Source organism: Pseudomonas sp. GW821-FHT09H03 (assembly GCF_059415945.1).
Map to the genome: position 1 here is coordinate 180,202 of NZ_JBWKOF010000012.1, position 25,629 is coordinate 205,830.

Annotated in this window: 21 protein-coding genes and 2 pseudogenes; 8 read left to right on the plus strand and 15 right to left on the minus strand. The window is 59.9% G+C overall.

Annotation, left to right across the window (positions count from 1 at the left end; genetic code table 11):
- Positions 1 to 84: 84 nt before the first annotated feature.
- Positions 85 to 1,308, plus strand: coding sequence for a pyridoxal phosphate-dependent aminotransferase (locus AC07OG_RS18530; RefSeq protein ID WP_495067729.1), 1,224 nt, complete (start codon positions 85 to 87; stop codon positions 1,306 to 1,308).
- 52 nt (positions 1,309 to 1,360) lie between these two features.
- Here the strand turns inward: AC07OG_RS18530 and AC07OG_RS18535 are convergent, their stop codons facing one another.
- The 3 genes from AC07OG_RS18535 to AC07OG_RS18545 form a co-directional block, all read right to left on the minus strand.
- Positions 1,361 to 2,005 (minus strand): DUF1345 domain-containing protein, encoded by a 645-nt coding sequence (locus AC07OG_RS18535; protein WP_495067730.1) that lies wholly within the window; start codon positions 2,003 to 2,005, stop codon positions 1,361 to 1,363.
- Between the two features lie 385 nt (positions 2,006 to 2,390).
- Complete coding sequence (locus AC07OG_RS18540) at positions 2,391 to 5,489, minus strand: multidrug efflux RND transporter permease subunit (protein ID WP_495067731.1); 3,099 nt, start codon at positions 5,487 to 5,489, stop codon at positions 2,391 to 2,393.
- A gap of 15 nt (positions 5,490 to 5,504) precedes the next feature.
- Positions 5,505 to 6,662, minus strand: coding sequence for an efflux RND transporter periplasmic adaptor subunit (locus AC07OG_RS18545; RefSeq protein WP_495067732.1), 1,158 nt, complete (start codon positions 6,660 to 6,662; stop codon positions 5,505 to 5,507).
- A 275-nt stretch (positions 6,663 to 6,937) separates the two neighbouring features.
- Between AC07OG_RS18545 and AC07OG_RS18550 the strand changes: the two genes are divergently transcribed.
- Positions 6,938 to 7,639 (plus strand): response regulator, encoded by a 702-nt coding sequence (locus tag AC07OG_RS18550; protein ID WP_060542901.1) that lies wholly within the window; start codon positions 6,938 to 6,940, stop codon positions 7,637 to 7,639.
- A 4-nt stretch (positions 7,640 to 7,643) separates the two neighbouring features.
- Positions 7,644 to 8,945: an ATP-binding protein gene (locus tag AC07OG_RS18555; protein WP_495067733.1), complete on the plus strand. Its 1,302-nt coding sequence runs from the start codon at positions 7,644 to 7,646 to the stop codon at positions 8,943 to 8,945.
- A 15-nt stretch (positions 8,946 to 8,960) separates the two neighbouring features.
- Here the strand turns inward: AC07OG_RS18555 and AC07OG_RS18560 are convergent, their stop codons facing one another.
- The gene (locus AC07OG_RS18560) at positions 8,961 to 10,073 is read right to left on the minus strand and encodes an RHS repeat-associated core domain-containing protein (protein WP_495067734.1); all 1,113 of its coding nucleotides are present in this window, start codon (positions 10,071 to 10,073) and stop codon (positions 8,961 to 8,963) included.
- A gap of 122 nt (positions 10,074 to 10,195) precedes the next feature.
- Between AC07OG_RS18560 and AC07OG_RS18565 the strand changes: the two are divergent.
- Positions 10,196 to 10,433, plus strand: a pseudogene (locus AC07OG_RS18565) (ATP-binding protein); the annotation flags it as partial.
- A gap of 8 nt (positions 10,434 to 10,441) precedes the next feature.
- Here AC07OG_RS18565 and AC07OG_RS18570 read toward each other — a convergent pair.
- Positions 10,442 to 11,368 carry an RHS repeat-associated core domain-containing protein gene (locus AC07OG_RS18570; protein WP_495067745.1) on the minus strand — a complete coding sequence of 309 codons (927 nt, stop codon included), beginning with the start codon at positions 11,366 to 11,368 and terminating at the stop codon, positions 10,442 to 10,444.
- Between AC07OG_RS18570 and AC07OG_RS18575 the strand changes: the two genes are divergently transcribed.
- Both AC07OG_RS18575 and AC07OG_RS18580 read left to right on the plus strand, forming a co-directional pair.
- Positions 11,249 to 11,500: a hypothetical protein gene (locus AC07OG_RS18575; RefSeq protein ID WP_495067747.1), complete on the plus strand. Its 252-nt coding sequence runs from the start codon at positions 11,249 to 11,251 to the stop codon at positions 11,498 to 11,500. The two genes, AC07OG_RS18570 and AC07OG_RS18575, sit on opposite strands and share 120 nt — an antisense overlap.
- 350 nt (positions 11,501 to 11,850) lie before the next feature.
- Positions 11,851 to 12,105 (plus strand): hypothetical protein, encoded by a 255-nt coding sequence (locus tag AC07OG_RS18580; protein WP_060542904.1) that lies wholly within the window; start codon positions 11,851 to 11,853, stop codon positions 12,103 to 12,105.
- Positions 12,106 to 12,119: 14 nt separating this feature from the next.
- On the opposite strand, the gene AC07OG_RS18585 is transcribed toward AC07OG_RS18580, so the two are convergent.
- The 7 genes from AC07OG_RS18585 to AC07OG_RS18615 form a co-directional block, all read right to left on the minus strand.
- Entirely contained in the window at positions 12,120 to 12,881 is a 762-nt protein-coding gene (locus AC07OG_RS18585) for an anti-sigma factor family protein (RefSeq protein WP_495067735.1), read from the minus strand.
- The gene (locus AC07OG_RS18590) at positions 12,878 to 13,363 is read right to left on the minus strand and encodes a sigma-70 family RNA polymerase sigma factor (RefSeq protein ID WP_495067746.1); all 486 of its coding nucleotides are present in this window, start codon (positions 13,361 to 13,363) and stop codon (positions 12,878 to 12,880) included. Before AC07OG_RS18590 ends, AC07OG_RS18585 begins: the two co-directional genes overlap by 4 nt.
- 66 nt (positions 13,364 to 13,429) lie before the next feature.
- On the minus strand, positions 13,430 to 13,975 hold the full coding sequence (locus AC07OG_RS18595; RefSeq protein ID WP_495067736.1) for a tetratricopeptide repeat protein: 546 nt from the start codon (positions 13,973 to 13,975) through the stop codon (positions 13,430 to 13,432).
- A 386-nt stretch (positions 13,976 to 14,361) separates the two neighbouring features.
- Positions 14,362 to 15,315: a D-2-hydroxyacid dehydrogenase family protein gene (locus AC07OG_RS18600; RefSeq protein WP_495067737.1), complete on the minus strand. Its 954-nt coding sequence runs from the start codon at positions 15,313 to 15,315 to the stop codon at positions 14,362 to 14,364.
- Between the two features lie 10 nt (positions 15,316 to 15,325).
- Positions 15,326 to 16,354 carry an alpha/beta fold hydrolase gene (locus tag AC07OG_RS18605; protein ID WP_060542909.1) on the minus strand — a complete coding sequence of 343 codons (1,029 nt, stop codon included), beginning with the start codon at positions 16,352 to 16,354 and terminating at the stop codon, positions 15,326 to 15,328.
- Between the two features lie 85 nt (positions 16,355 to 16,439).
- Positions 16,440 to 16,874, minus strand: coding sequence for a YqaA family protein (locus AC07OG_RS18610; protein WP_495067738.1), 435 nt, complete (start codon positions 16,872 to 16,874; stop codon positions 16,440 to 16,442).
- The gene (locus tag AC07OG_RS18615; protein ID WP_495067739.1) at positions 16,874 to 17,320 is read right to left on the minus strand and encodes a DUF411 domain-containing protein; all 447 of its coding nucleotides are present in this window, start codon (positions 17,318 to 17,320) and stop codon (positions 16,874 to 16,876) included. Before AC07OG_RS18615 ends, AC07OG_RS18610 begins: the two co-directional genes overlap by 1 nt.
- Positions 17,321 to 17,826: 506 nt before the next feature.
- Between AC07OG_RS18615 and AC07OG_RS18620 the strand changes: the two genes are divergently transcribed.
- Positions 17,827 to 18,015 (plus strand): hypothetical protein, encoded by a 189-nt coding sequence (locus AC07OG_RS18620; RefSeq protein WP_060542912.1) that lies wholly within the window; start codon positions 17,827 to 17,829, stop codon positions 18,013 to 18,015.
- A 16-nt stretch (positions 18,016 to 18,031) separates the two neighbouring features.
- On the opposite strand, the gene AC07OG_RS18625 is transcribed toward AC07OG_RS18620, so the two are convergent.
- The 3 genes and pseudogenes from AC07OG_RS18625 to AC07OG_RS18635 form a co-directional block, all read right to left on the minus strand.
- Positions 18,032 to 18,403, minus strand: a complete 372-nt coding sequence (locus AC07OG_RS18625) for a hypothetical protein (RefSeq protein WP_060542913.1) — start codon at positions 18,401 to 18,403, stop codon at positions 18,032 to 18,034.
- A gap of 169 nt (positions 18,404 to 18,572) precedes the next feature.
- Positions 18,573 to 18,817 (minus strand): annotated as a pseudogene (locus AC07OG_RS18630) (hypothetical protein); the annotation flags it as partial.
- Positions 18,818 to 18,912: 95 nt separating this feature from the next.
- Positions 18,913 to 23,793: a dermonecrotic toxin domain-containing protein gene (locus AC07OG_RS18635; protein ID WP_495067740.1), complete on the minus strand. Its 4,881-nt coding sequence runs from the start codon at positions 23,791 to 23,793 to the stop codon at positions 18,913 to 18,915.
- 195 nt (positions 23,794 to 23,988) lie between these two features.
- Between AC07OG_RS18635 and AC07OG_RS18640 the strand changes: the two genes are divergently transcribed.
- Positions 23,989 to 25,029, plus strand: coding sequence for an Ldh family oxidoreductase (locus tag AC07OG_RS18640; RefSeq protein ID WP_495067741.1), 1,041 nt, complete (start codon positions 23,989 to 23,991; stop codon positions 25,027 to 25,029).
- The last annotated feature ends 600 nt before the right edge of the window (positions 25,030 to 25,629 follow it).

Sequence of the window (25,629 nt, forward strand, 5' to 3'; positions counted from 1 at the left end):
GTCCGTCGATTGGGTTGTCATGCTGGCGCGTTTGGCGATTTGAGGTAGGGTTGTGTCTGGGAGCCCGCGCGACAGGAGAAAGACATGCGCTATTCAGCCTTGACCCAACGAATCGCTGGAGACGGAGCGGCGGCCTGGCAGATTCATGATCGGGCGCTGCAATTGCGGGAGCAGGGCGTCGATGTGTTGCTGTTATCGATCGGCGATCCGGATTTCGCGACACCTGAGCCCATCGTCCAGGCAGCCATTGCCAGCTTGTTGGCCGGCGACACCCATTATCCGCCGGTGCGTGGCAGTCCAGGCTTGCGTGACAGCATCGCCCGCCGCCACCGGCAACGCTGCGGCCAGGCCGTTGACGCCAACCATGTAATCGTCCTTCCCGGGGCGCAGTGTGCGGTGTATTGCGTCGCGCAATGCCTGCTCGATCCGGGTGATGAAGTGATCGTCGCCGAGCCGATGTACGTGACCTACGAAGGCGTGCTCGGGGCTTGCGCGGCTAAAGTGGTGCCGGTTCCGGTGAGTGCGCAAAACGGTTTTCGCGTCGACCCGGCAGACGTCGCAGCCCGGATTACGCCCAGGACTCGCGCCATCTTGCTCAACAGTCCGAACAACCCGTCCGGTGCCAGTCTGCCGTTGAGCGTCTGGCAGCAATTGGCCGCGCTGTGCATTGGTCATGACTTGTGGCTGATCAGCGATGAGGTCTACAGCGAGCTACTGTACGAAGGCGCACACATCAGCCCCGCGAGCCTGCCGGGCATGGCCGAACGCACCGCGACCATCAACAGCCTGTCCAAATCCCACGCCATGAGTGGCTGGCGGGTAGGCTGGGTGATCGGGGCGAAACCGCTGATTGATCATCTGGAACATCTGTCGATGTGCATGCTGTTCGGTATTCCGGAATTTGTGCAGAAAGCCGCGCAAGTGGCGTTGGATGAAGAGCATCCGCAACTGGCACTGATGCGCGAGGAGTACCGGCGGCGCCGCGATCTGGTTTGCATCAGCCTCGGCGATTGTCCGGGCTTGCAGCCAATCTGGCCCGATGGCGGCATGTTCGTGATGGTCGACGTACGTGGAACGGGTGCGACCGCACAAGAGTTTTCGCAGCAATTACTCGAGCATTACAGCGTCTCGGTACTTGCCGGCGAGGCATTCGGAGCGAGTGCGGCAGGATACATCCGGATCGGGTTAGTGCTCGACTGCAAACAATTGGCCAAGGCCTGTGAACGTATAGCCCTGTGCGCCAAAGCGTTGACCGAAAGGTTGTATCTGCGCGGGGCGGAAGTCGGAACGACCTTGGGTCGCGGGTAATGAAAACGAGTCTGCCATGGCACATACGATTGCCTTTGCACTCACCTTGCTGCTAGTGACCAAACAATCCAGCGGCGATGTTGATTGAAAATCCCAGGATCGCCGTATTAAACAAAAAGCCGATCAATGACTGCGCCAGCACGATCTTGCGCAACTCAGGGGTGGCCACGCCCACATCCGAGGTCTGTACCGCCACGCCGATGGTGAACGAGAAATACAAAAAGTCCCAGTAATTGGGGGTCGTCAAACCCTCGGCAAAACGCAACGCCGGGTCCTTGCCGTCCCAGGTGTAATACAACCGGGCGTAGTGCACGCTGAAAATCACCCCGATCAACAGCCATGAGCCCATTACGGTCATTGCCGTGAAGCCGTAGTGCATCAGCTTGCGAGTAGTTTCCAGGTCCTTGCTGCCGGCCAGTTCCAAGGTGATGGTCGCCAGGCTGGCGAGTGCCGCGATGCACACGACAAACAATACCAACCCGGCATTTTCGTCTTCGATTTCGGCAATGCGTTTCACGTCCGGCGCTTTTGCGCGGGTGGCGAGCCAGATCATCAGCAGCAGGTAAGTCCAGACCCCGGCGTTCCAGCCGAAGAGGATTTTGCTGATGATCGAGTCGGACGGGGCCAGAATGCCCACCGCCACGCCCAGGGTGGCGGCGGCGGACAGGCGAGGGTGAGTGCGGGCGAGGAAGGGCATGGGCGCTCGAAGGGCTGGGGGTGTGCGATCACCTTAGCCCAGTGCGATCCGTTGGACCACATTCGCGCGGCCAGACACAAATCTTCGCAGGAGCGAGCATGCTCCGGGCGTCGTTCCGACGATGGGCGTCAACGATAACGCGGGCATCCTGAATGCCCGCGGCGCTCTCTGGTTTTTCGCGAGCGTGCTCGCTCCTACAATTGACCGTGTTGGACTGTAGGAGCGAGCATGCTCCGGGCGGCGTTCCGACGATGGACGTGAACGATGACGCGGGTTTCCTGAATGCCCGCGGCGCTCTCTGGTTTTTCGCGAGCATGCTCGCTCCTACAGGGGGGCGGCCAGGCACAAATCGCCGGAGCGTCGCTCCTGCATGGATGATGTTTGTTCATGTATTTTTGTGGCGCTTGCGCACCAGCTTCATTACCACCACAAAAAACACCGGCACAAACACCACCGCCAGGGTCGCGCTGATCATCCCGCCAATCACCCCGGTGCCAATGGCTTGCTGGCTCGCCGAGCTGGCGCCGGTGGCGATCGCCAATGGCACCACACCGAGGATGAACGCCAGGGAGGTCATGACAATCGGCCGCAAGCGCAGGCGCGCCGCTTGCAGGGTCGCATCGATCAGGTCGTGGCCCTGGTCATACAGGCTCTTGGCGAACTCGATGATCAGGATCGCGTTCTTCGCCGACAGGCCGATGATGGTGATCAGCCCGACCTTGAAGAACACATCGTTGGGCATCCCGCGCAGGGTCACGGCCAGTACCGCGCCGAGCACACCCAGCGGCACTACCAGCAGCACCGAAGTCGGGATCGACCAGCTCTCGTACAACGCCGCCAGGCACAGGAACACGATCAGCAATGACAACCCAAGCAGGATCGGCGCCTGGCTGCCGGACAAGCGTTCCTGCAGCGACAGACCGGTCCACTCCTGGCCCAGTCCCGCCGGGCCTTGCGCCACCAGGCGCTCGACCTCGGCCATGGCTTCGCCGGTGCTGTGGCCGGGTGTGGGCTCACCGGAAATGGCAATCGCCGGGTAACCGTTGTAGCGGGTCAGTTGCGCCGGGCCCAAGGTCCATTTGGCCTGGACGAACGCCGACAGCGGCACCATGTTGCCGTTGTTATTGCGCACATGCATTTTCAGCAGATCCGCCACCTGACTGCGCTGGTCGCCCTCAGCCTGCACGACCACGCGTTGCATCCGGCCCTGATTGGGGAAGTCGTTGATATAGGCCGAGCCGACGGCCGTGGACAGCACGTTGCCGATGTCGGCAAAGGACACGCCCAAGGCGTTGGCCTGCTTGCGGTCAACGATCAGATGCACCTGCGGCGCTTCGGCCAGGGCGCTTTCGCGCACGTTCATCAGGATCGGGCTTTTTTCGGCGGCCGCCAGCAATTCCGTGCGGGCCTGCATCAGCGCATCGTGACCGAGACCGCCGCGGTCCTGCAGGCGGAACTCGAAACCGCTGGACGTGCCCAGGCCATCTACCGGGGGCGGCAGCACGGCGAAAGACACCGCGTCCTTGATCTGGCTGAGGGCAATGTTGGCCCGGTCGGCAATAGAGCCAGCCGAATCGTCGCTGCCGCGCTCGGACCAGTCTTTCAAGGTGGTGAACGCCAGCGCCGCGTTCTGGCCGCTGCCGGAGAAGCTGAAGCCGAGGATCACCGTACTGTCGCCGACGCCCGGCTCAGTGGCGTTGTGCGCCTCGATCTGCTCGACCACCTGCACCGTACGGTTTTTGCTCGCGCCGGGCGGCAACTGAATGTCGGTGATGGTGTAGCCCTGGTCTTCCACCGGCAGGAACGAGGAGGGCAGGCGACTGAAGCAGATAACCAGTCCCGCCAACAGCACGCCATAGATCAACAGGTAGCGCCCGGTGCGTTTCAACGCATAGGCGACCCAGCCCTGATAGCGCTCGGTCAGTCGCTCGAAACGACGGTTGAACCAGCCGAAGAACCCGGTCCGTTCGTGGTGTTCACCTTTGGCGATCGGCTTGAGTAGCGTGGCGCACAGCGCTGGGGTCAAGGTCAGGGCGAGGAAGGCCGAGAACAGGATCGACGTGGCCATCGACAGGGAGAACTGCTGGTAGATCACCCCGACCGAGCCCGGCATGAACGCCATCGGAATGAACACCGCCACCAGCACCAGGGTGATGCCGATGATCGCCCCGGTGATCTGGGTCATGGCTTTGCGCGTCGCTTCCTTGGGCGACAGGCCCTCTGTGGCCATGATGCGTTCGACGTTCTCCACCACCACAATCGCGTCGTCGACCAGAATGCCGATGGCCAGCACCATGCCGAACATGGTCAGCACGTTGATCGAGAAACCCAGGGCGAGCATGGTCGCAAAAGTCCCCATCAACGCCACCGGCACCACCAGTGTCGGGATCAAGGTATAGCGGATGTTTTGCAGGAACAGGAACATCACCGCGAACACCAGCAGCATCGCCTCGCCGAGGGTGTAGACCACTTTGGTGATCGAGACTTTCACGAAGGGCGAGGTGTCGTACGGAATCTTGTACTCGACGTTCGCCGGGAAGTAGCGCGCCAGCTCATCCATCTTCGCCCGCACCAGGGTAGCGGTGTTCAGGGCGTTGGCGCCGGGTGCCAATTGCACGCCGACGGCGGTCGACGGTTTGCCATTGAGCCGAGTGGAAAACTGGTAGTCCTGGCTGCCGATCTCGACCCGTGCCACATCACCGATGCGCACTGTGGAGCCGTCAGGACTGGCTTTGAGCACGATGTCGGCGAACTCTTCGGGCGACGACAGCTGGCCCTTGACCAGCACGGTGGCGGTGATTTCCTGGGTGCTGCGGGTTGGCAAGTCGCCCATGCTGCCGGCCGCTACCTGGGCGTTTTGCGCCACGATGGCGGCATTGACGTCGGCCGGGGTCAGGTTGAAGCCGATCAGTTTTTGCGGGTCGATCCACACCCGCATGGCTCGTTCGGAACCGTACAACTGAGCCTTGCCGACGCCGTCCAGACGCTTGATCTCGTTCATCACGTTGCGCGCCAGGTAATCGCTGAGCGCCACGTCATCGAGCTTGCCGTCACTTGAGGTCAGGGTGATCAGCAACAGAAACCCGGACGAGACTTTCTCCACCTGCAAGCCTTGCTGGATGACCGCTTGCGGCAGGCGCGATTCCACGGCCTTGAGGCGGTTCTGCACATCCACCTGGGCCAGTTCCGGGTTGGTGCCCGGTTTAAAAGTGGCCTTGATGGTGGCGCTGCCGAGGCTGCTCTGGGATTCGAAATACAACAGATGATCGGCGCCGTTGAGCTCTTCCTCGATCAGGCTGACCACGCTCTCGTCCACCGTTTGCGCCGAGGCGCCCGGGTACACGGCATAGATTTCGATCTGCGGTGGCGCGACATCGGGGTATTGCGCCACCGGCAATTGTGGAATGGCCAATGCACCGGCCAGCAGGATGAACAGGGCCACCACCCAGGCGAACACCGGGCGGTCGATAAAGAACTGCGGCATAAACAAGCGTCCTGCTTACTGACCAGAAACCTGGGCGAGTGGAAGAGGGGTGTCGTCGATCTGCACTTTCTCGCCGGGGCGTGCGTGTTGCAGGCCTTCGATGACAATGCGGTCACCCGGCTTGAGGCCGCCGGTGACGATCCAGCGATTGTTCTGCACGGCGCCCAGTTCGACCGGCTGCTGGCCGACCCGTTGTTCGTCGTCCAGTAGCAGTACCTGGGCGACACCGGCGCTGTCACGCTGGATGGCCCGCTGCGGCACGCTGATGCCTTGCTGGTTGACCGCCTGCTCCAGGCGCACACGCACGAAACTGCCGGGCAGCAGGTCGAGATCCGGGTTGGGGAACTCGCTGCGCAGGATGATCTGGCCGGTGCCCGGGTCGACACTGATATCGCTGAACAGCAACTTGCCCGGCAGCGGATAGAGGCTGCCGTCGTCCTGGATCAACGTGGCCTTGAGCTGAGCCTGGCCAACCTGCTGCAACTGGCCGGAACGGAACGCGCGGCGCAGTTCGTTGAGCTCGCGGGTTGATTGGGTCAGGTCGGCGTGAATGGGATTGAGTTGCTGGATCAGCGCCAGCGGCGTGCTTTCGTTCTGACCTACCAGCGCGCCTTCGGTGACCAGGGCGCGACCGATGCGCCCGGAAATCGGTGCGGTGACGGTGGCGTAGCCCAGGTTGAGCTTTGCCCGCTCCACGGCGGCTTTGCTGGCGGCGACGTCGGCGGCGGTTTGGCGCACGGTGGCCCGGGCGTTGTCGTAATCCTGGCCGCTGATGGCTTTGTCATCGATCAACTGGGCATAGCGTTGTTCCTGCAAGCTGGCCTGATAGGCATTAGCCTCGGCTTTGCGCAGCACCGCTTCGGCGCTTTGCAAATCTGCTTTGAATGGCGCCGGGTCGATACGGAACAGCACATCACCTTGTTTCACGTCACTGCCTTCGCGGAAGGCCCGCTGCAAGACCACGCCGGCCACCCGTGCGCGCACTTCGGCAATGCGCGGCGCGGCTATCCGCCCGCTCAGTTCGGTGCTGATGGTCAATGGCCGGGCTTCGATGGTTTCGATGCGCACGGTGGCCAGTGGCGCCTGTTCTTCGGCGTTCGAGGACTTGTCACACGCGGCCAGCGGCAACACCAGTGCAATCAGACCGAGCCTGGCAAGCAGATTTTTCGACATTTCATACCCCAATAAAGACCCCAGCATGCTACCGGGCGTCGGCGAGAGTAGCGGTGAAGCATTGTTGGTGCTGTGTGAAATTGTGTAAGGGTTTTACTCAGGTGTGGGCGGGGGCGTATATCCTGCACTTCTTGAATTCAATTGTGACTGTGAGGCCGCCTTCGCGGGCAAGCCCGCTCCCACAGTGGATATGTGGCGTTCACACAATCCCTGTGGGAGCGGGCTTGCCCGCGAAGGGGCCGGTACAGGCACCACCGCACCTTTTGGAACACCCCATGCCCAACATCCTCCTGGTCGAAGACGACGCCGCCCTCGCCGAACTGATTGCCAGCTACCTGGAACGCAACGGTTACTCCGTCAGCGTGATCGGCCGTGGCGACCCTGTGCGCGAACGTGCCCGACTCACCCCGCCGGACCTGGTGATCCTCGATCTGATGCTGCCCGGCCTCGACGGCCTGCAAGTCTGCCGCCTGCTGCGCGCCGACTCGGCGACGCTGCCGATCCTGATGCTCACCGCCCGGGATGACAGTCACGATCAAGTGCTGGGCCTGGAAATGGGCGCCGACGACTACGTCACCAAACCCTGCGAGCCGCGGGTATTGCTGGCCCGGGTGCGGACCCTGTTGCGCCGCAGCAGCCTCAGCGAACCGCAGACCGTCAACGACCGTCTCCTGATCGGCAACCTGTGTATCGACCTGTCCGAGCGTACCGTGACCTGGCGTGAGCAACTGGTGGAACTGTCCAGCGGTGAATACAACCTGTTGGTGGTACTGGCCCGGCATGCCGGCGAAGTGCTGAGCCGTGACCAGATTCTGCAACGCCTGCGCGGCATCGAATTCAATGGCACCGACCGTTCGGTGGACGTAGCGATCTCCAAGCTGCGACGCAAATTCGACGACCACGCCGGCGAAGCCCGCAAGATCAAGACCGTGTGGGGCCGGGGCTACCTGTTCAGCCGATCCGAGTGGGAATGTTGAGCTGATGTACAGAATCCTCTTTCGCCTGTACCTGGTAACGATCGTCTCGTTCAGCGCCGCGATTTACCTGGTACCGGACATTGTGGTCAGGGTGTTCCAGGAGCGCTTTGTCACCTACAACCTCGATTATTCCCGGGGTTTGCAAACCCTGATCGTCAAACAGTTTCACGGGGTTCCCGCAGAACAATGGCCAGCCCTGGCAGCGCAAATGGACGCGGAATTCCAGCCGCTGCACATCGTGCTCAGCCGCAATGACGACGCCGGTTTGACAGCCGACGAGCGCCAACGCCTGCAGCGCGGCGAGAACGTCGTACGTGTCGGCGACTGGGGCTGGCGCACCCTGGCGGTGGCGCCGCTCAACGACACCACCGTGGTGCAAATGGTGGTGCCGCCAGACCCGATGGACGTCAACCTGTTGTACTGGAGCATCAACGTGCTGATTGGCGCGACCATGCTCGCCTGCCTGTTGCTGTGGTTGCGTCCGCACTGGCGCGACCTGGAACGACTCAAAAGCACCGCCGAGCGCTTCGGCAAGGGCCACTTGAGCGAGCGCACGCAGATCTCTCCAAACTCCAGTATTGGTAGCCTGGCTGCGGTTTTCGATACTATGGCCGGCGACATCGAAAACCTGCTCAACCAGCAGCGCGACCTGCTCAATGCGGTGTCCCACGAATTGCGCACGCCCTTGACCCGACTGGACTTCGGTCTGGCGCTGGCGCTGTCCGACGATCTGCCGGCCGCCAGCCGCAAGCGCCTGCAAGGCCTGGTCGCGCACATCCGCGAACTCGACGAGTTGGTGCTGGAGTTGTTGTCCTACAGCCGCCTGCAGAATCCGGTGCGCCTGCCCGAGCAGGTTGAGGTGTCGCTGGACGAATTCATCGACAGCATCCTGGGCAGCGTCGACGAAGAACTGCAATCGCCGCAAATCGTCATCGACGTGTTGCTACACGGCCAGCTGGAGCGCTTCACCCTCGACCCGCGCCTGACCGCCCGGGCCCTGCAGAACCTGCTGCGCAATGCCATGCGCTACTGCGAGAAGCGCATTCAGATCGGCGTACAGGTCAATGCCGAGGGCTGCGAGATCTGGGTCGACGACGACGGCATCGGTATTCCCGACGACGAACGCGAACGGATTTTCGAGCCGTTCTATCGGCTTGATCGCAGTAGGGATCGGGCCACTGGCGGGTTTGGTCTGGGGTTGGCGATCAGTCGCCGGGCGCTGGAAACCCAGGGCGGAACGCTGACGGTGGAAGCCTCGCCCTTGGGGGGGGCGAGGTTTCGGTTGTGGTTGCCGATGCCGGGGTGAGTGTGGGTCTACTTCTTACGAATTCTTACGAAACGGGATTGTTCCTCGAATATCCTCACGTGCTGCCACGACGGTGTTGTAGCCTGGTAGGCTGGAAAGAGTATTTGTTGAGTTTGGTGCTGGTGCTGGTGCTGGAGGGGCGGATGGCGTGAAGTTGCCTGCAGATGTTTGTGCTTTGCTGAGGAAAGGGCTTGTAGGTGGTGTAGATGTAGGTGTTGCTTTGCTGAGTAGAGGGCTTGCAGGTGGTGTATGTGTAGGTGTAGGTGTAGGTGTAGGTGTAGGTGTAGATCGACTGGTGACAGGAGGGCTTACAGGGACTGGTGCATTGCTGGCACCTGTACGAGTACCCATCGGTTGCATCGGGATGGAGTTGCGACGCCTCGATGGATTAAGGAGCAGCCCAACTCGGTTTCCCATTGACGCCGAAAGGGCTGCTGCGCCAGCTGCGAATGACATAGCTGAAGCCAAATGGAGCCCGGCAGACGGGTACATATTGTTCATGGTAGACGGGTGCTCATCTTTAATGAGTAAGGCAGCTAAGCTAGTAGCTGAACCCACGACGAAAAAAGACAAAGAAAGAGCTGTCAACACCGAAATGTGACCAGTCGGATCGCTTCGATTTACCGGATCCCCCCCGCAGTACGCATACGAATTTAATCCACCTTGTCCAAACGGACTCCAACTGTCCTGACTGTTGAAGCGCTTCAACACCGCGTTGTACTGCCGATAACCTTGACCCAACGGATAGTGACCGGTCACCGGGTCTGGTCGCTCACCATTGAAAGCGAGCAGGCTGCGTAATCCTTTTTCCGCGGGGTGATGGCCGTAGGCGGCATAGGCAACAGGATGGGATTGAGCGGTATCCAGCGCATTGATTACCGAACGTTGCGGGTCGGTGGCCAGCAGGGTGGTGTCGATACTGGCACCCTCACGTTTCACCTGGGCCAGCAGATGGTCGTCGTGCTGGATGATGCTGTGCTGCACGTCGCCTTGAATTTCACTGGCCAGACGGTTGTTGCAGTAGAAGCGCCGGATGGCGGATTGCGCGGCAGGCGTGCTGTCGACCAGACGGTCCAGCGCATCATACCGGTGGTGACACAATAGGGAATGCTGAGTAGAGGGAGGCATTGTTCGAGCTCCAGGCAGATTTTCAGATAGCCACTGCAAGCGTCCTCCAATTTCTTGATATTGCCCACTATCAGAACTGCTAGGGCCGCGTGGCAACGGGGGTAGGTCCACGCCGTCTGTGAATAGATGACCGGGGCCGTGAGATATGGGGCGACGACGGCATCGGCATTCCGGATGACGAACGTGAGCGGATTTTCGAGCCGTTCCATCGCCTCGATCGTAGTCGGGATCGGGCCTCTGGCGGGTTTGGTCTAGGGTTGGCGATCAGTTGCCGGGCGCTGGAAACCCAGGGTAGAACCCTGACGGTAGAAGCCTCGCCCCTGGGCGAGGTTTCGGTTGTGGTTGCCGATGCCGGGGTGAGTGTGGGTCTACTTCTTACGAAGCGGGTTTGGTCGTCGAATATCCTTATTTGCTCTCATGGCGGTATCGTAACCTGGTAGGCTGGAAAGAGTATTTGTTGAGTTTGGTGCTGGAGGGGCTGATGGCGTGAAGTTGTCCGCAGATGTTTGTGCTCTGCTGGGTAGAGAGCTTGTAGGTGCTGTAGGTGTAGTTGTAACTGCTGTAGGTGTAGGTGTAGGTGTAGGTGTAGGTGTAGGTGTAACTGCTGTAGGTGTAGTTGTAGCTGTAGCTGTAGAACGACTGGTGCTTACAGGGACTGGTGCACTGCTGGCACCTGTACGATTTGCAGATCGCCCACCCATCGGTTGCAAGGGGATGGAGTTGCGACGAATCGGTCGAGGGACCCTCCCAAAATGCCTTCCCAGCGATCCTGCACCAAGTATTGTACCCACCGTGAGATACATAGCTGCTACGGCGGTGAAGGTTTTTGAACCGAACTCATCGTCAATGAAATAGGCAGCTACTCCATGAACTGCACTGCTGACGAACATAAGCATCGACAAGCGAGACAATAACGTCATATGTCCTGTCGGATCGCTTCGATTCACAGGATTCCCCTTGCAGTACGCATACGCATTCAACCCACCCTCCCCAAACGGACTCCAGCTGTCCGGGCTGTTGAAGCGCTTCAACACCGGGTTGTACTGGCGATATCCTTGACCCAGCGGATAATGACCGGTCACCGGGTCTGGTCGCTCACCATTGAAAGCGAGCAGGCTGCGTAATCCTTTTTCCGCGGGGTGATGGCCGTAGGCGGCATAGGCAACAGGGTGGGATTGAGCGGTATCCAGCGCATTGATTACCGAACGTTGCGGGTCGGTGGCCAGCAGGGTGGTGTCGGTGCTGGTACCCTCACGCTGCGCTTGGGCCAGCAGATGGTCGTCGTGCTGGATGATGCTGCGCTGCACGGCACCTTGAATTTCACTGGCCAGGCGGCTGTTGCAGTAGAAGCGCCGGATAGCGGATTGCGCGGCAGTTGTGCTGTCGACCAGACGGTCCAGCGCATCATACCGGTGGTGACACAATAGGGAATGCTGAGTAGAGGGAGGCATTGCTAGAGCTCCAAGTGGATTTTCGGATAACCGATTTCAAGCGTCCTCCCTTTTCTTGATCTTGCCCACTATCAGAACTGCTAGGGTCCGCGCGGAAACAGGCGTACGTCCACGCTTGAGGCATGGTTGTCTGACCGTTGGGCAAACACTCGCTCATTTGTCTCACTACCGGAAAACCAACTCGGCAAGACGGCGACCGTCGAAAAATGTCCGTTGCATCTGTCAGGTCTGACAGTAGCCAGGAGCAAAGATTGAGCGTTTCATTAGCGCTGGCCTTCACTGGCTTCAGGGCTGTCAGAATGTGACGGCAATGCAGGAGCATGGACATGGATGCGCCCCTTACAAAAACAACCGGGCTGGGCACCATCGACGCGATCAGACCCGTCAGGGTCGAGGCAACGTCGACTCTCTACGCCATGGTCATCCCCGATGACGGTGGTGGTTCGCGGCTGGCGATCCGCATCGGGCCCAAGACGATGGCCAAAGGCAGTGAAGCTTTTGTGGTTGGCGACAAGGTGAGATTTACCTTGCTGGCAGGTGAGTTTCCCAAGGCCCGGGACCTGATGAAACTTCAAGATTAAAGTGGGGAGCGTTGTCAGGCGCTGAGGCGGCTGCGCAACAGTTGCGCCATTTCCGTCAGATCCGACGTCGGGTTACGTCCAATCAACATCCAGGCATGTTCCATATCGGCCCAATACACGATATTGAGCCCGCGTCGCTGCTCTTCGGTGGGGGGCCGTCTGCCGCTGTTAGAGCGGATGATGCACAACGCCATGGGGCCATGGACCGGGTCCAGATAAGTGATCTGGGCAATGGGTACGCCGTCGTATTCAAGAATTTGCGCGCGCTTGAATTCGGCGCCTGGCAGAAGCAGTTTGGCCGGCGCGAGATTGAGGCCCAGGCGTGCATCGAGGATTCTCAGTTGTGCGTGCCGGGCGGTTTCGTCGAGAGGTAGATGGGCCAGGGTCTGCGGCACGTAAAGTGCCATGTAGTCGGCCACCAGGTCTCGCCAGTTGTCTTTCTCTCGGGTCAGTTGCCACCCCAGGAACAAGCGATCGGCCAGCACACCACTGAGCACCAGCCCTGCGGCTGCGGCGAGGAACCAGCGGCGGCTGTGCGCGGGACGGGCAGGGGACGGCAAGGTGTCGAGCATCGCTTGCAGGCGTGCCACCGGGGCCTGACGCGCCAGTTCATCGTAGGCGTCCTTGAACGGCAGGCTACTGCGATCGAGCCATTGCAGGCGCAAGCTCAACATCGGGTCGGCGGCGATGGCCGAGTCAATGCGCTCGCGCTGTTCGGTGTCGAGCTGGTTGTCCAGGTAGGCCACCAGTTGCTCGTCCGAGGGTGTCGCGTTCATCGACGTTCTCCGTTGGTGGGGTTGCGCACCGCGTGTAGCGGCGGATATTCGGCCAGCTTCGTCCGGGCGGCGGCCAGGCGACTCATGACCGTGCCAATCGGCACTTGCAGCACTTCGGCGACTTCGCGGTAGGACAGGCCTTCGACGTAGGCCAGGAATACCGTTTCGCGCTGGGCTTCGGGCAGCGCATCGACGCGGCGGATCACCTGCGCGGCGAGCACATGGGTTTGCGCCGCGTATTCGCCATCGAACGACAATGCCTCATCAGCGTCGACCGTGCCCTGGCCAAGTCGCATCCGCCGGGCGCGGACTTCATTGAGCCAGATCGAATGCAGAATGCTCAGCAGCCAGCGGTCCATGCGCGTGCCCGACACGAACTGCCCGGCCCGTTCCAGTGCGCGCACGCAGGTCGCCTGCACCAGGTCATCGGCAACATGCCGTTGCCGGGACAGCAGCAGGCCGTAGCGCCACAAACGCGCCAGGTGCTGATTGAGTGCTGCTCGTATGGCCTGATCGCTGGCGATGTAGACCTCCGTCCGCTCGGGGAGTCAGGTTTTCGATGAATCGTTGATGGCTTCGGCCAGGTCCTGGTATTCCTCGCAACGGGTATCGCCGCAGATGGCTTTGATCTGCTGCAACTGTTCCTGCGCCAGGTCCAGGCGGCCTTTGATGACATAAGCCTCACCGAGGTATTCGCGCACTTGCGCGTACTGCGGGTCGAGCTTGACCGATTGCAGGTAGTAGCCGATGCCCTCGTCGGTACGCCCCAGTTTACGCGTAGCGTAGCCGCGATAGTTGAGGGCTTTGGCAGTGTTCGGGTTCTTCAGGGTGTCGAGCAGGGCCAGGGCTTCTTCGTAGCGACCGTCTTTGGCCAGTTGCCAGGCATAGTGGGTGCGGTCTTCATCCGGCACCAGGCTGCTGGTTTGCCTGACGCATTTCTGTGCCCGGGAGTCGAAGACCTGGCCTTTGGGGCAGTTTGGGCTGGCCGGTGCCTCGTCGTCTTCACCGCCACCACCATTGGCCAGCGCCAGGGAACCGCACAAGGCGACGGCCAGGAACAGCGGGGTAGCCAATGCAGCGAAACGGATGTTCATGGGCAAAGCTCCACAGGTGAATACGTTTCAGATCGGGTCGCGCCCCGGCAACATGCAGCGCAAGATTGAGACATCAAGCAGGCTGTAAAAGTGAAAGACCCTGGCCCTGCGTAGATTTTCATCGGTCATGAAAGATGAACACCGCACAATGGATAATTATTCATTCGTTCTGGTGTTGTTTTAAGGAAAGTACACATCGCAGCGTTACACCTTTATCAGCGTTCAGCAGCGTCATTGCCGGTGATGCCCTCTTCGCGAGCAAGCCCGCTCCCACATGGGATCTTCAGTAGCCACAGATTTTGTGTCTTGCGTAAATCCCCTGTGGGGGCAGGCTTGCTCGTGAAGGGGCCGGGAGTCGCTGCAAAGCTGTTGAATGTGCCGGGTAATCAACCCAACAAGCGCACCGGCGAGCCCGCCGCCCAGGCCTGGATATCCTCGATCATCTGCGAGAAGAACAACTGATAGTTCTGCTGGCTGACATAGCCGATATGCGGCGTGGCCAGCACGTTGTCCAGGGTGCGGAACGGGTGATTCGCGGGCAAGGGCTCATGCTCGAAGACATCCAGCGCCGCGCCGGCCAGCCGCTGTTTTTGCAGGGCCTTGATCAGCGCCGCCTCATCGACAATCGGCCCGCGAGCGGTGTTCACCAGCAGCGCCGTGGGTTTCATCCAGCCCAGGGCCTGAGCATCGACCAGACCCCGGCTGCGCTCGCTGAGTACCAGATGCACCGACAGTACGTCGGCCTGTTCGAACAGTTCCTGCTTGCTGACGCAGGTTACGCCGACCTGCGCCGCGCGTTCTGCCGTGAGGTTTTCGCTCCAGGCGATCACCCGCATGCCGAACACCTGACCGAATTGCGCAACACGTTGGCCAATACTGCCAAGACCGAGTATCGCCAGGGTCTTGCCGTGCAGGTCGCCACCCAGTCCTTGCTGCCAGCGGCCGGCGCGCAAGGCATTGGCTTCGACCACCAGATTGCGAGTCGCCGCCATGATCAGGGCCCAGGTCAATTCCGGCGCGGCATGTTTGTAGCTGTCGCTGCCACTGACCTCAATACCCAGTGCAGCAGCAGCCTTGAGGTCGAGGGCGGCGTTGCGCATGCCGCCGGTCACCAGCAACTTGAGCTTGGGCAGACGTCGCAACAGGTCTTCATCGAAACGGGTGCGCTCACGCATCACGCAGATCACTTCAAACTCCCCGAGGCGCCGGGCCAGGCTTTCGTTGTCGACAGGGTAGTCGTGGAGAAAACTCACCTGGCCGATGGCGTCCAGCACTGACCAGTCCACCACTCCCCGGGCCACATCCTGCCAATCATCCAGCACGGCAATCTGCACAGTCATTCGCGTTACCTCACTCCGGCACGGGGTTGGTTTTGCTCAGCCAGGCCAGCAAGGCCTGATGGAACTGCTCCGGCTCTTCCATCTGCGGCGCATGGCCCATGCCGGGGAACTCGACCAGGGTCGACTGCGGAATCAGTTTGGCCACTTGTTTGCCGAGCACGTCGTAATGCCCCAGCTTCGCCTTGACCTCGGGTGAGGCAATGTCGCTGCCGATGGCGGTGGTGTCAGAGGTGCCGATCAACAACAGGGTCGGCATTTTCAGGTTGGGGAATTCGTAGTACACCGGTTGAGTGAAAATCATGTCGTAGATCAACGCCGAATTCCACGCCACTTGCGTATGCCCCGGGCCTTTGTTCAGGCCGGCGAGCATGTCCACCCAGCGATCGAATTCCGGCTTCCAGCGGCCACCATAATAGGTGTTGCGTTCATAGGTGCGGATGCCGTCGGCGCTGAGCTTGAGTTCGCGCTCGTACCATTGATCCACGGTGCGGTAGGGCACACCGAGGGCTTTCCAGTCTTCGAGGCCAATGGGGTTGACCAGGGCCAGTTGCTCGACCTGTTCGGGAAACAGCAGAGCATAGCGGGTGGCGAGCATGCCACCGGTGGAATGCCCCAACAGGGTTGCTTTCTGGATGCCCAGGGCCTTGAGCAATTGCTGGGTGTTGTTCGCCAGTTGCTGGAAGCTGTATTGGTAGTGCTGCGGTTTGCTGGAGGTGCAGAAGCCGATCTGGTCCGGGGCGATGACCCGGTAGCCGGCATCGCTCAGGGCTTTGATCGAACTGTCCCAGGTGGCGCCGCAGAAATTCTTGCCGTGCATCAATACCACGCTGCGACCATTGGCCTTGCCGTGGGCCGCGACGTCCATGTAGCCCATCTGCAAAGACTGGCCCTGGGATTCAAGGGCGAAATGCTTGAGCGTGTAGGGGTACTCGAAACCTTGCAGTTCGGGGCCATATTCCGGCCCTTCGGCATGGGCGACGACGGGTAACGCAGCGCTCAGAAAGAGCCCGGGCAACCAGCGGGAAAAGAAAAGCGACATGGGTGAACTCCATAGAACGTCCGCCGATTCTGGATCGGCACGATTAGGGCGACATTAATCACAGGCAATCGCCAACCCTATTGGTTCAACCCATCCAGCCCAGCGTTGCCAGGGCCAGTACCCCATAGCGGGCGCCTTTGGCTATTGTCACGATCAACAGAAAACGCCCCAACGGCTCGCGCATCACCCCGGCCACCAGGGTCAGCGGGTCGCCGATGATCGGCAGCCAGCTCAGCAGCAACGACCAGTGGCCGTAGCGCTGATAATGAGTCCGCGCCTTTTCCAGATGTGCCGGGCTGACCGGGAACCAGCGGCGCTCGCGAAACCGTTCGATGCCGCGCCCCAGCCACCAGTTAAGCAGCGAACCCATGACGTTGCCCAATGTCGCCACGCTCAGCAATGCCCAGAGCCAGTAGTGATCGCTGAGCAACAACCCCACCAGCAGTGCTTCGGACTGCAACGGCAACAGCGTCGCCGCACCGAACGCGGCGAAGAACAGCCCGATGTATGCCCCCGACATCAATGGGCGGGGTAGTCCGCTACCACCGTGTCAGTGCCGTCCTTTTTCAGGCCGATAACCTGATAGGCATCGCTTTTGCCGTCCATTTCCATGCCGGGCGACCCCATGGGCATGCCGGGAGCGGCGACACCCAGCAGATCATCGCGCTTGCTCAATGCCTTGACCTGATCGGCCGGCACATGACCCTCGACGAACTTGCCGTTGATCAATGCGGTGTGGCAGGACGACAGACGCGGCGGCACACCGTGCTGTTGCTTGAATTCGCTCATGTTGGTTTCGACGTGGTCCTGGACCTTGAAGCCATTGTCTTGCAGGTGGGTGATCCACTTTTTGCAGCAGCCACAATTGGCGTCGCGGTGCACTTCGATCGGAATCAGGTCGGCGGCCTGGGCCAGGGAGGAGATGAACAGGGCGCTCAGGGCGATCAGACGCAGGTGGGTTCGCATGGGAAGTGTCTCGTTGTGGCGGGCAAAAAAATGCATTCTGACCCGTTTTTCCAGTCAGGCATCGCAGGATTGTTTCGAATTGATACAAAGGCAGCGGCATTGATTATCGTAGATCAACGCTGTCAGCTGGATGAGGGAAAGATTACAAATCTGACAGCGGGGCTCTGACAGATTATCGATGCGGTAAAGCCAAAACGTGCCATCGGCTGTAACATGAGCGCCTTTCGCAGAACCCGGTGTGGGGCAACGGCAGACGCCGGGGCTGTTGTGGCGAGGGGGCTTGCCTGTGGCGAGGGGGCTTGCCCCCGTTGGACTGCGCAGCAGTCCCATTTTTTTGGGGGCCGCTTCGCAGCCCAGCGGGGGCAAGCCCCCTCGCCACAAAAGCCCCTTTATCCACACAAACCCCTAATCCACACCATCCACTTAGCTGCTCAGGCCCTTAGCCAAATCAATGGCATGCCTTTAACACAGACCCGAACCATTTTTCAGCTTTTCAGGAACCCGCAATGACTCAGTCGCAACGTTTGAAATACTCGATTCTGATCTCCCTGGTGGTACTGGCGATCATGTTTGGCCTTTCCTGGTTGCAGAACACCGGCGTCATCAGCGAGAAACTGTTCCAGTACATCGCCATCGGCGTGGCGGTTATCGTGGTGGTCATCAATGGCATGATGCGCCGCAAGGTCAAGCCCTGAGCAGGGCCGGGCCTGATCAGTCCCGGTGCAGAATGGCGGCAGCCTGTGGATGCAGGCTGTAGCTCTTGTCCGGATTGAGGACAATCACACCCTCACTGCACAGGCGCTTGAGCACTTCACGCACGCTTAAAAAGGACAGGGGAATATCCAGGTCCAGCAAGTGGCTGTGAACACCGCGCACGCCCAGGCTGCGCTCGCTTTCGGCGGCGCTGAGCAGGGCATCGATGACCTTCAGGCGAATCAGACTGGTGCGCAGGCCAAAGCTCTTGAGCAGGCTTCGGATCCGCTCGTTGCCGTGGCGCTCGATACGCGGCTCGTATACGCCGACTTCCATGGAAGTACCCTTTGGCGCGTTGCTACCGTCCGTTGGCAGTTGCGAGTTGTACATTGCAAAACTCCTTTTTGAGAGCCAGGTCGGAAAAACGGGCGCTTGAATAGCTCTTGAATAAGTAGACGTATGAACGGCACCAATCATGAAGGCTCAAATGTAGAAATTTTGTAATCATTGCGTGATCAGTCTGTAAGCCGCTGCGCAAATGCGACTTTCAAACTGAGTTTTAGTCGTTGATTTCGTTCCTGAAGGGAAGCTCAGCGCGCAGTGTCGGTCGCCTTTTCGCAGACTTTTGCGGCATCGAGTTGATCACCAGATTGCCGTCCTGGTTGCGTGTCAGGTAGATCGGCAGCTCCCTGGGCAAGGACTTCACCAGGCCATCGATCTCTTTGATGTTGTAGATGCTTCCGATATGAATCGATCCGCGGCTTATGTCCGCGCCAGCAAGAGTTTATCCAGATAGCGATTGATGGGCTCATCCTGATTCCCGGCATTCGAACCGTGACGGAAGTTGTCGAGAACATCCGTCACGGCAATCGCCCATCTACTCAGGCATCTATTCAGATTCAGGGCGTACTGACGTGCAACTGGCGTCCCAACTGGGTGATCAACCAGGTGACGCTGTCGGCGTTACCGAGCTGCACGGCCATCCGAATCAGGGGCTCGGCTGCGAAACGTGTGCGTGCTTCGCTCAGACTCGGTTTGCCGGTCAGTTTCAGAACCCGTTCCTTGGCTTCGTCGGTGTCCTCATAAGTGGTACTTCCCAAGTCCTCCCATTGGCCCAGGTCGGCGTTGTAGACCGCGAACAGTTCATTGAGGGGAGTGTGGCTCGACAGCGCTTTGCGTTGCAGATCGGACAGTGCCTTCTTTAAGTTTTTGGCCCGTTGTGGGGACGTTTCGATCAAGTCGTGAAAAGGCCTGCCAGAGTCGAGGTAAGCAATATCCGCGGTTTGGCAGGCAATGTGGGAAAGCTCATGGATAAGGGTGGCCGCCCGGGAGTGAGCCCTGATGGGAAAGGCGGCGTCCGTCATGTAGTTGCGGTAGTAGTCGAAGTTTGGGTGAAAGAATCGTTCCGTCAGATAGATGATCCGCTGCGGGTCCTTAGGCACGACAAATGCGTAGGTGTGATCTTCATCCGCGAGGACGCGGCCGACGGCAAATCGTTTCGACTTCGGCTTTCTGAGCGAGGGGTCGAGCAGGGCGGCAAACACATCACCGACGACTTTTTCCAGCGCGGTCACATGCGCAGGCAGCACGGCCGGTACATCAAGAAAGTCCATGATGAGCCGGTGAACCGGTGTCACCGTGTTCCCGGAAGTATTGAGCAATTGCAGATTGCGAAAGGCATTCCACGCATAGCTGGTCGCCAGGTCGAGGCCTTCATCGATCAAGCGCGCCTTGACTGGAAACAACCGGCGAATTTGCGGCATACCCTTGGCCTGGATGTTCATGCCCTCCCAGGCGGAGTAGGCTGAACTCCAACGGTTGATGATGCCCAGGCTTGGGATTTTTTCCAGGTCGAGGACCCATTGCTTCGATACATTCTGGCGCACGTAGGGCCCCAGGGGTTTCTTGCCGGCTATCCGCCAGCGCTCACCGTTTTTCTCCAGTGAATACACTTTGCCTTCAACGGGGGCATAGTTCTTTTTGTCGGTTGAATCGGTGTAAAGCCCGAGGCTCGTGTCCAGCATCAGGGAACCGAGATCAACCCCGGTGGATTCAAAACGCTGCAACTGCGTGCGTCCTGGCGCGGTGACGGCGATGTCCTTGTAGTTGAATCGCTTCTCTGGCGTTTTTATCTTGTCCTTTGCATCTTCTGCCTTTGTCTCTGTGTCGTCTTGCGCATTAGGCTCGCTCACCGCCGACGCCGGGGTTTGTTGTGCCTCCAGCGATTGGCGCAAGCTGGCGAGCTGCCCGACTCCGCTGATGAACTCCCTGATTGCGGCGCTCCACCGGTGGGTCTGCAAGTCTTCGGCGGACTGTTTGAACTCACGGAAACTCTGCCATACGGTGATCGGGTAGCGCAGTTTGCCGGTGAAAAACGATGTGGCCAGGTCGAGATCCTCGCCCAGCACCTGTTTGACGGTTTCCCATTGCTCCCGGGAATTGTTTTCGGACTGCAAGCCAAGGAACCGACTGATCAACCCGAGGTTGTCCTTGAGCAACCGCTGGAACAGGTTCGCCTTGACGGGAGTCGACGCCAGGCTGATGCCACCGGTTTGACCGGAGGTGGCGGCCAGCTTTTCCTTGCACAGTTCGCGCACCTGCGCCGGCACGCTGTTGAGCACCCAGTCGCGCAGTGCGCCATGGGTTTTCAGTTCGGTAATCAGTGCAGCTTCATTTTCGTACTCCCGGAGACTGTGCCTGGCGCTATAAGGCGCGAGCAGCACCTGTGGACCGGTCGCCTCGTCTTTGTCGCCGACCAGATAGACGCCTGGCACCGAAACCGTCTGCTGCTCCTTGATGCCTTTGAGCTCCAGCGGCCGAATTATCGCACTCGCCCCCTCGACGGTCGCTCGGGCAATGGCATCGGGCATGTCCATGACCTGCTTGATCAGGTCGAAACCGGTTTCACTCAGGCGTTCCTGGAGCTTTTCTGTGTGAGCGAAGTGCATCAGTTGCCATGGAAGTTGCGCGGCAAAGCGATTGCGTCGTTCGGTTGCGTCTGCGTTTGTCGTGGCAAACGCTGTGTCGAGGATGGCCTGCTGGTGCTGACCGAGCTTTAGATTGCGGATCAGGGTCTTGATGTAGTTTGCGTCCATCGCCTCAGGGATCTTTTTGCCCTCATCCAGCGAGACGAGGGTGAAGCGCGCGGCGTCCAGTTCCTGGAGATGGTCCAGGGCAAAGTTCGTGAGGGTTTGCGCCTTTGCTGTCGAGGCCCCGCGTGCGCTGATCTGCAGTTCGATTTTGTCCGGGTCGAGGTCGAAGGTGTCAGCCTTGAGTTGTTTGTGCAGTTCATGATGCGCTGTGCGAGCCAGCGAGCGAACACCGCTGAGGTAGTCCTGGTCTTTGTCGACGTTACGCAGGTATTGCTCCAGCAACTCGGCATGCAGGATCTGGTCTTGAATCGACGCCTTGGCCAGCCAGGGCGGAGTGTTTTGCTGGGTGATCAGCGATTGGGCGATGTCTGTCGCGCGGCGCAGTCCGGTCTGGGGTTCGCGCAGCGCCACCAGTTTCAGCAAATCGGTGCGGGTTGCGACCGCTGATCGGGTATCGGTGGCCAGTGCCTTGGTGACGCTGACCCGGTCCAGTTGCACAAAGGGCTTTTGCACATGCTCGAAAAGATGGTCGACCACCCGTTGCAGGGGGGCCAGGGTGAAGGACCGACCCGGCAATCGCTCGCTGCGGCCGAGGTTTTCCAATAGTGTGAGGCGCTTATCGTGATCCTTCAGGCGTCCTTCGAGTTCGGCCAGCAAAGGAGCCAGGGAAGGGAAGGCTTCGAACCCCAAAGCCGGCGTCCACAGGATGGCTTTGCCCGAATGCTCCCGGTCCAGTCCGCCACGTTCGGTCAGCACGAAACAGCTGGCCAGTGGCAACGGCTCATCGGAGTTGCCGGTTTGCAGCGCCAGGGAAAAGGCATCAGGCAGAAAACCGTTGAGGGCAGCGCGCTGCAGTTTCTGCGGTGTCTGCAGCACAGTGCGGATGATTGCCTGCTCCGGCGCACTCAATGTACGCGCCACGGTTCGCAATTGCAGTTCGCTTTTCAACGCTGTGGCAAACAGATTGGCAAAGTCCGCTTGTAACGTTTTCAAGGATGAGTCGACATTTGCCGCTGCCTCGTCGACAGAGCTTGCAGTCGTGGCGACGGGGGGATGGCTTTCAAGGCGTGTTTCAAGGGCTTGCTCGAGCGTTGCAAGCGTGGCCAATTGCTGTTTCGCTGACTCTGCCCGCACGGTGGCCGGTTGCGCGGTCCAGCGCAGATCGGTTTGCGTGCTCCAGCGCCCGCCAGCGTCGGTGCTCAGCAATCGCTGATCGATCATTGCGCGCACATCCAGAGCCTTGTCGATCAACGCATGCGGGTCAAGTGTGCCTTCGCTTTCGCGGTAGCGGTTCAAGGCGTAGGTGAGGTTGCTCAGTTGCCTGTCGAGAATGCCCGTCATCAACCGTTCGAATACCGGGGTGGTGACAGGTTCTCCGATAATCATGCGGTCGTCTAAAGGTGTGAGTTCGATAAAGGTATTGCGCTCCTGAAGTGAGAGGAAGTTGAGCAGGTTGTCTTCATGGCCATCACTTATCATCATTTGCAACACGGTTTTTCGAACGCTGGACAGGTCGCTCGTGACTTCGATGCCTCTGCCTGGGCTGTACAGATAACCGAGGGAGTCGGCTTTGCCGATCATCAAGGTGCAGGCCAACTCCACGTAATGTTTAAAGGGCGCGGTGACCCGTACCTTCTCAACACGCACAGGGCTGGTCGTTGCCGACTCGAGGCCGACCGCGATCAGTTGCAGATAGCCCTCAGCCGTCAAAACGCCTTGCTGGCGTTTCAGCAACAGGTCGAGGTAGTAGGCGTCACGCAGGCATTGGGAGAAAAACGCCTGGCGGGACGTCCCGTTGTTGACCGAGGTGTTCCAGTAGGTTTCGATCAGGCTTTGCAAGCGCGGCGTGAAGCTCTGCACGATTTGCTGCAGCGTGCTTTCCCAGGTTTTATTGTCGGCCTCGCTGCTGGTGCCATGGAGGGGGTTGGAAAATGTCCTGGTATCGCCAGACGGCCAGTGGTTGTTGTGCAAATACAACTGGAGCAGGGCGTCGCTCAGTGGCACGGAAGAGGTTTTTTTTCGGGTGACCTTGTCATCGGAAGCGGTTGTCGAAGTGGTCACAGTGTCCATTCGGGTATGACGTTGATCCAGTGCCGCGAATGGCTTGTGGAGCGCGATTTTCAGGGTTTCGTCGAGCATCCACTGCAGTGACGGTGCCTCGACCAGCTCGGCCATCATGGCCGTGAGGTTAGCGGCTCTATTGCGCTCAAGGATATGTTCCTGACGCTGAAATACCGCGGCGTCGATGTCCTGGGTGGAAATGCCCGGTGCGCTGCCTGCCAGTACCCGGGTACGCTGTGCGACGGACAGAAAACGCAGCAGTTCGTGCTTGCCGGTGTCCTGTTCGAGCCATTCTTTGAGCTTGCTCTTTAAATCATCCATGTCGGCGAATTTGATCAGGCCTTTCCAGGGCGTGTAGAGCACTGCTTCACCGTTGGCCGGGCGGCTCATGGCAAAGGCGCCGGCCATGGGAATGGCGGGTTTGTCGGCAAGGTCCAGCAGCAGTTCATGGACCTGCATGGGATTTTTTGCGGCGGTACGGGCTGCTTTGTCAGGTAGATAAACAGCCTTCAACCAGTTCAGGTCATCCAGCGTGAATTTCAACGCGTTTTCCCGGTCGCCGGGCTGGTTGGCCGTGGAAGCGCGCTCCGCTTCCTCAAAAAAATAGGGAGTCGATGACTCAGGCATGGTGTTTCCTCGAAAGAGTGCGATAGAGGTTCGATCGCAGGTCGTTGGGTCGAGGGAAGACAATAGGGCGGACGGACTGGTCAGGGTGCGGTACATATTGCTGGGCGCGATAACGCGAGAGGCTTGACAGAAAGCCGGTTGGGAAGCGCTTAATCGGCGGGTCGCCCGTCTCTAATAATAAAACTGGAGCTTCAAATGACCGCTTCGCCTGAAATGGCAGTCAGTTCGGCCAAACAAACCCTCGATTTCAATTCACTGGTGGTACTGCTCGAACAGATTTTCGTGCGACATGGCACCTCTGCCGAAGTCGCCAGGACCCTGGCGCTCAACTGTGCCGGTGCCGAACGTGACGGTGCGCACAGCCACGGTGTATTCCGGATTCCGGGGTACGTCTCCACGCTGCAAAGCGGCTGGGTCGACGGTCAGGCCGTCCCGGTGGTCGAAGATGTGGCTTCGGGGTTTGTCCGGGTTGACGCCGGTAACGGGTTTGCTCAGCCCGCCCTTGCCGCCGCGCGCGAGTTGTTGGTGGAAAAAGCCAGAAGCGCCGGCATTGCGGTGCTGGCAATCCGTAATTCACACCATTTCGCCGCGTTGTGGCCGGATGTAGAACCCTTCGCCTATGAAGGCCTGGTGGCCCTGAGTGTGGTCAACAGCATGACCTGCGTGGTGCCCCACGGCGCTGACCGGCCATTGTTCGGTACCAACCCGATTGCCTTCGCTGCCCCGCGTGCCGAGGGTGAGCCGATTGTCTTCGACCTCGCGACCAGTGCCATTGCCCATGGCGATGTGCAAATTGCTGCGCGCAAGGGCGAGCACTTGCCCGAAGGTATGGGCGTGGACAGCCTGGGCCAGCCAACGCAAGACCCCAAGGCGATACTTGAAGGCGGAGCGCTGCTGCCGTTCGGTGGGCACAAGGGCTCGGCGCTGTCGATGATGGTGGAATTGCTGGCGGCGGCGCTGACCGGGGGTAACTTTTCCTTCGAGTTCGACTGGAAGAATCATCCGGGCGCCAAGACACCGTGGACCGGCCAGTTACTGATCGTGATCGACCCGAGCAAGGCGGCCGGCCAAGGCTTCGCCGAACGCAGCAAGGAACTGGTGCGACAGATGCACGGGGTTGGCTTGAAGCGCTTGCCGGGGGATCGGCGTCATCAGCAACGCGCCCAATCCCAGGCCTGCGGCATCACTCTCGATGCTCAGACGCTGGCTAATCTGCACGAGCTGGCAGGGCGCTGACATACGAGAAACACCCCGCCCCCTGTAGGAGCGAGCAAGCTCGCGAAAAACTCGAGGGCGCTGCGGGCATTCAGGATGCCCGCGTTATCGTTCACGCCCATCGCGAGCGTGCTCGCTCCTACAAGGATTTGTGGGGTTTGGGTGATGAGTGTCTGGCCGCCCCCCTGTAGGAGCGAGCATGCTCGCGAAAAACCCGAGGGCGCCGCGGGCATTCAGGAGGCTCGCGTTATCGTTCGAGTCCATCGCGAGCGTGCTCGCTCCTACAAGGATTTGTGGGGTTTGGGTGATGAGTGTCTGGCCGCCCCCCTGTAGGAGCGAGCAAGCTCGCGAAAAGCCCGAGGGCGCCGCGGGCATTCAGGAGGCTCGCGTTATCGTTCGAGTCCATCGCGAGCGTGCTCGCTCCTACAAGGATTTGTGGGGTTTGGGTGATGAGTGTCTGGCCGCCCCCCTGTAGGAGCGAGCATGCTCGCGAAAAACCCGAGGGCGCCGCGGGCATTCAGGAGGCTCGCGTTATCGTTCGAGTCCATCGCGAGCGTGCTCGCTCCTACAAGGATTTGTGGGGTTTGGGTGATGAGTGTCTGGCCGCCCCCCTGTAGGAGC